The 5516-nt window shown below is 46.9% G+C and carries 7 protein-coding genes; 6 read left to right on the top strand and 1 reads right to left on the bottom strand.

Going from position 1 to position 5516, the window contains the following annotated elements; all coding sequences use genetic code 11:
- Positions 1-552: 552 nt before the first annotated feature.
- Positions 553-1269 carry a hypothetical protein gene (locus BWI93_RS09760; RefSeq protein ID WP_094810677.1) on the bottom strand — a complete coding sequence of 239 codons (717 nt, stop codon included), beginning with the start codon at positions 1267-1269 and terminating at the stop codon, positions 553-555.
- 175 nt (positions 1270-1444) lie between these two features.
- Here BWI93_RS09760 and BWI93_RS09755 point away from each other — a divergent pair, with 175 nt between their 5' ends.
- The 6 genes from BWI93_RS09755 to BWI93_RS09730 all read left to right on the top strand — a co-directional run.
- The gene (locus BWI93_RS09755; protein WP_094810675.1) at positions 1445-1654 is read left to right on the top strand and encodes a hypothetical protein; all 210 of its coding nucleotides are present in this window, start codon (positions 1445-1447) and stop codon (positions 1652-1654) included.
- Between the two features lie 60 nt (positions 1655-1714).
- The gene (locus BWI93_RS09750) at positions 1715-2893 is read left to right on the top strand and encodes a site-specific integrase (protein ID WP_094810673.1); all 1179 of its coding nucleotides are present in this window, start codon (positions 1715-1717) and stop codon (positions 2891-2893) included.
- Between the two features lie 11 nt (positions 2894-2904).
- Entirely contained in the window at positions 2905-4146 is a 1242-nt protein-coding gene (locus tag BWI93_RS09745) for a site-specific integrase (protein ID WP_141217417.1), read from the top strand.
- Positions 4147-4188: 42 nt separating this feature from the next.
- Positions 4189-4467, top strand: coding sequence for a hypothetical protein (locus tag BWI93_RS09740; protein WP_094810669.1), 279 nt, complete (start codon positions 4189-4191; stop codon positions 4465-4467).
- Positions 4468-4558: 91 nt separating this feature from the next.
- Complete coding sequence (locus tag BWI93_RS09735) at positions 4559-5218, top strand: hypothetical protein (protein WP_094810667.1); 660 nt, start codon at positions 4559-4561, stop codon at positions 5216-5218.
- A 74-nt stretch (positions 5219-5292) separates the two neighbouring features.
- Positions 5293-5516: hypothetical protein (locus BWI93_RS09730; RefSeq protein ID WP_141217416.1), on the top strand; the 224-nt coding region annotated here is incomplete at its 3' end.

Genomic DNA, 5516 nt, shown 5'->3' with positions numbered 1-5516 from the left:
TCATACTGCTGCGTTAAGATAGCATTTGGTAAACTGTTGATTTACATAATTGTTCAATGAAACCAACTGTACAGGGTTCATTACTTGAGTTGCGTTCAGGTGTTTAAACCAGTAGAATAGTTGGCCACGAAGGTTGAGCAGCTTAATGCTAGCCTATAAAAGGGACCTTGGGCTGATAAATGCTTGCAGAGCAAGGAAAGCAGGATTAAACCGTACACAAAGCTATAGGGCTAACAAAGCCTACTTGTAAAAAGCATGCTTGCTATTCATGGAAGTGTCTGCATTCGCACGTAAGCACCTACCCGTAAACCCCGCATTCTCCACCTTCCCGATCAAGCCCTCTTTGTAAAGGCCCAATATATAGTAGATAGCTAAGTCGGATAGCTGGAAGGTTTTTCAAGGGCAGAATTGGGCGTAAACAGGGCTTTCAGAAGGCAAATCAGTCCATCAGTCGAGCAAAAACCACTTAGCTATATAGTCCACTGTGTCTATCAATTACAAGAAAGCCTACTCGCTATCACGGGTAGGCTCCTTCATTGACTCCTATCTAGATCAGGGTAATGGCTTTTTAGAAATGTAGATGACGCCACGGTGGCCATTGCAGAAGCTTATATTGCCTGCTCCTCCACAGACGGCTGCTGATCCAGACAAATAGAGCCGTTGCTGTGAATCCATATAAATGCTTTGAAGCTGATGCTTCTGAGGGAGAAGTATTTTTTGTCCCTGTGGAGTTTTAAAGCCTGGCGTTTCCAGATAATAATTCGGGCAGGAGGTACATACCGCCGTAAGTTCCTGATCAATGCTGTAAACTAGTCCATTGGCAGTTTTAGTTTGATTGCGAGGAATGGCTATGCTTTCATAGGCTCTCCTGCTAAAGCTTTGGGTCCAGGTCTTTCCTCCATCTATGCTTTGGAATTGCGGGTTCACAGCGTACGCAATACTGTTGAGAGCATATCCCCTTTGAGCCGTAAGTGCATACAGAGTATCTGCAGAAGAAGTAATACCAAACACCCCACTTCCTGGTTTGTAGTCGCTTTCCTGCCAGGAATTGCCCCGATCCTGCGTGTAATAGATCTTATAGCCCGTAGTGATAAGCAACGTACTGTCAATGTTGCCAAAGACACCCCAAACTTCCCGTTCTTCAGGGGCGGTCAGAATAAGCCAATCCTGGGTTTCACGAGGTTGACCTGCTTTGTCAGGATTTTTAGAGTCAGGCTTACAGGAAAAGAAGGCAACCACCAGGAAGGTAAGTAGGTAAAAGGTTTTCATAAGGTCGAATAGTTCAGGGCAGAAAGCTACTGCTCAACCTCTAATCAGCCAAGCCGGGTATACGTTAAAAGAAGTTAAGGCCTTCCTATGAGCTAGAAACGCAGCTTTTGAAGAGAGTAAAAATATTTCTTGAATTATTTGTGTAAATTTAAACAAAGTGTTTTATATTTGAACCATGAAAACATTTACATCAATTCAAGAGGCGTTCGACTGGTGGATTAAAAACGTTTATCCTACTCTCCCTGCTGAGCAGAAGAAAGGGCGGTTAACTAACGCCTGGAGAAACTACACCCACAAACAGTCTATGTCCTTGGAGAAAATGATTGACATCTTAAAAGACTATGACTTTGACATTAAAACAATTGTGACCTATAAGCCGCAATAATTTTTTTTAACCTGTTTTTGTGTAAATTTAAACAAATTAAATCTTAAACCACTTGCCATCATGATGAATCGATTTAGAATCCTGTTCCAACTCAGAGCCGACAGCTTAGCTGACAAAGACTACGCTGCAGTGAATGTGCGGGTAACCCTTAACGGCACCCGGGTAAAGCTCGGCTCTACCGGCATTCGCGTGAAAAAGTCCGATTGGGATCAAGCGGCCCAGCGGTCAAAGAAGAAGGATGAGGCTACCCAGGCAGACAATGAGCTTCTGCGAACCATTGAAAACAAGCTCCGCTCCATTCACCTCATGCATGAGGCTCAGGACTTGCCCCTGACGCCCCTGACGCTTAAGAAGTTCTTCAAAAAGAAAGGTTCGGACAATCTATCCGTCTACCATTTCATTGATGTCTACCTGGAGCATTCGGCCCAAATGCGGGATGCTAGGCATATTGCCGTGAAAACGCACGAGACCCGGGAAGACAAGCTTAACATTTTTAAGCGGTTTATGGCGGCTGAGAAGCTATCGGACCTACTCGTAGAAGAGGTCAAGGGTCATGTGCTTGAACGCTTTAAGAACTGGATGCTTTTGAGGGGCAACAAGCTCGCTTACGCTCAGAAGTGCCAACAGTTCGTCAAGACGTTTCTTCGCTGGCTATGGAAGAATGGCCATATCGAGAATGATCCTTCCGCAGCCTACATGATCAACATGCCCAAGACGCCCCTTTTGGAGCATTTGTCGAAGCAGGAATTAGAAACACTCGCCTCCACGAGCTTTTCTCCTAAACTGCAGCATACGGTTGATTGCTATGTATTCGCTTGCTATACGGGTCTTGCTTACGTAGACATGACTCTGCTTAGTCAGGCTAGCATTGAAACCGTAGAGGGCCGGGAGTACTTGAAGGGTAATCGTCAGAAGACTGGAACCAGCTACTATGTGCCCTTGTCCAAGGTCGCCAAACAAATCATTGCTAAGTACGGCGGGGTAGACAAGCTTCCCTTGAAAAGTAACAAGGAGGTCAACTACATGATCAAGATTGCCATGGAAAAGATTGGCGTCAACCGCCGGATCTGGTTCCACACGGGTAGAAAGACGTTCACACACTTGATGCAAAACGAGCATTTGATGTCGGATGAGACGACGGCAGCCATGCTCGGTCATAAGTCAACGAAAGAACTCAAGCTGTATCGCAACATCACCAAGGAACGCGTCTTGAAAGAGGCCGCGAACCTTAATTTTTAATTCTCACACTCATGATACTTCAAAACGCCAACCTCCTATTCTGGTTCTGCAAGAGCAAAACACCGGATATGGGAACCATCAAGCTCTGTATCCAAATGAAAGGCCATCCCGATGCCAACCTTTCTACGCACATCAAAGTCTCCAAAAATGATTGGGGCGGCAACTTCAAGCGGTTCTTAGGTCAAACCGATTGGGCTCAAGCCAAGAATAAACAGCTTCGAACCCTGGAAGTGGAGATGGAACAGCTTCAAGGTATTCTCCGGGTCGCTGGCTATACTTTAACGCCTCGATTGCTGGCGACAGTGTATCCCAACATGGTAGGACGGCAGATGACCATTGAAAACGTGAAACTCTCAGCCCAAAGCGATCAGCCCAAGTTTATGTCGATACTATCGTTGATTGACTGGCACATAAAGGCAAGTGAGCGGGAGCCGTCTACGGCCACTGCTTACCGGGTCAGACGCACCAATATGGTGCGATTCCTGGAAAGCATTCAAAGGAAGGATATGGCGGCAGAAGCTTTCGACGAAGCCATGGTCCTGAAATTCTCGGACTGGCTGAGAAGCCGGGTCAATCGAAACGGAGCATCCATTTCTCAACTTCATGTCTACAAGCACGTGATCTTCTACCGGAAAGCAATGACCGAAGCGTATCGGCGTAAGCTACTGCTTTCTAATCCTCTAGAAAGGCTTCACATTGACAAAGAAGATTCTGAGGTGGATCTCCGCCACCTAACCGAGGAACAGATCGAGCAGCTGGAAGATTTGGACCTGCATCTGATTTATGATGCGGGCACTCGCAAAAGAGCAGAACACGTACGGGATCTATTCATTTTCTGCTGTTACACGGGTCTTCACCACTCGGACCGACAAGACCTCTCCTCTAAGCACATCAAGCTTCGCAAAGGGGCTCTATGGATTTGCAAGAAGCGTCAGAAGACCAACATTGAAGCCAAGATTAAACTGCACCCCAGGGCTATCGAAATCATTGAAAAATACGGCAGCATTGATGAACTTCCTAAAGTGCCCTTAAACGATAACAACGAGCTTTTAAAGATCTTGGACGCCCTGGCGGGTTTTCACATGGGCCTTAGCACCAAGATTGCTCGCAAGACCTTCTGTTATCGCTGTTTAAATGTTTGGAACATTGATCGCGATACCGTAGCTACGATGATGGGGCTCAGCTCGACTACGCACATTGATGCCTATGCCGAGATTGACGAAAATCGCGTCGAGCAAGCCGTCAGCTGGTAATACATATTTACATTCTTTGTACTCTATAACCCTAAATCCACTATGGCAACTCAAACCGCCTCCCTGTCAACTGAACAATCCAAGGCTGCTGAAACCATTTATCGTCAGGCAGCCCAGCTACGCGATGAGATGGTGATGTCAGAACTCAAGCGTCAACTCAGTCGGGCTTTCTCCTGGTATGCAACCTCCAAGGACTACGCTCAATTGGACGAAGAAGAACGTCAGCACGTCTCCCGCTACTACATGGCCATTGCTGATCTGATGGATACCATCGAGTTCTACATTTCAGAAAGTCCGTATAACACTTCCCGTTCAAAGTAGTCCATCTCTTTTTCAGCCCCTTTCCTTATCACTGCCTCCCAGTGATTCAGGCAAGCTATGCTCTAAACAATCCAAAATCCTCTCTAATCACATGAAAAACCAAGCTAAAGTATCCGCTCCATCTGTTCCCGTATCGTCGCTCTCGGTGGCTTACAACAATCCTTCGCTTCACCTCACCCGGGCCGTGGAGCTAGCAGGGCACATCAGCCTTCCAGCCGAGTTCTATGAGAAGTACAAAGACGCCGAAGTCTTTCAAAAGGGCGTCCCCCGGGTAGAGTTTCACCACGCCGAAGGCATGATTCATCTGACGGCCGGCGAAGGGGGAGAGTCCGTTTGGGTGGTAGGCCATTTAACCCGGCACCGCATCTTCGATGATCTCAAACTCTATACTTCCGAGTGGATGACCTGCAAAGAAGCCGATGAGTATTTCACCAATCATCAGGAGTACTTTGGCCCCGAGCGGGAAGGCTTTGATCTAGTCTCGGATATGCTCAACCGCAAGAGTATGTCTGATCAGTATGAGTTTGATGACGTCAAGTTGCATCTGCCTGTCTTTAACGAAGTGCCCCTAGACATGAAAAAGGGCTGGCATTTATGGCTGGAGATTGAGATCCGGCCCGATCTGCAGGATGTGCCTCACGTGCGGTTTATGTCTTCGTCGTTTTCGGATACAGCCACTCGGCTGAAAAGCCAGGTATTCGCTGAGCAGAAAGAGCGATTAAAAGACCTCGTCTGCATGGACCTATACTAATTCACCTGTGATCAGCCTCTTATGGCTTCTCTAAGGGGCTGATCTCTCTTTAAACCTCATAACTACTTACTTCGATGGAAAACACATCGCTTAGCCAGCAGGAACAGCAGGACGCTGTCAAAGTCTATCAGATTGCCAAAGCATTTATTAGTAGCCATGCCTTTAGGGAAGTGCAGGAGCATTTAGGTCAGATGTTTGGCTGCTATGTAGCGGCTACCCCGACTGTATACCTTCATGAGGTTTCAGCCCATGATGTAGCCCAGACGTTTATGGACGTGAGTCATCTCATCAAGCAGCT

It is taken from the genome of Siphonobacter sp. BAB-5385 (genome assembly GCF_002261125.1).
GTDB lineage: Bacteria > Bacteroidota > Bacteroidia > Cytophagales > Spirosomataceae > Siphonobacter.
Note: the sequence above shows the minus strand (reverse complement) of the source record. Positions and strands in the feature narration are given on the sequence as shown.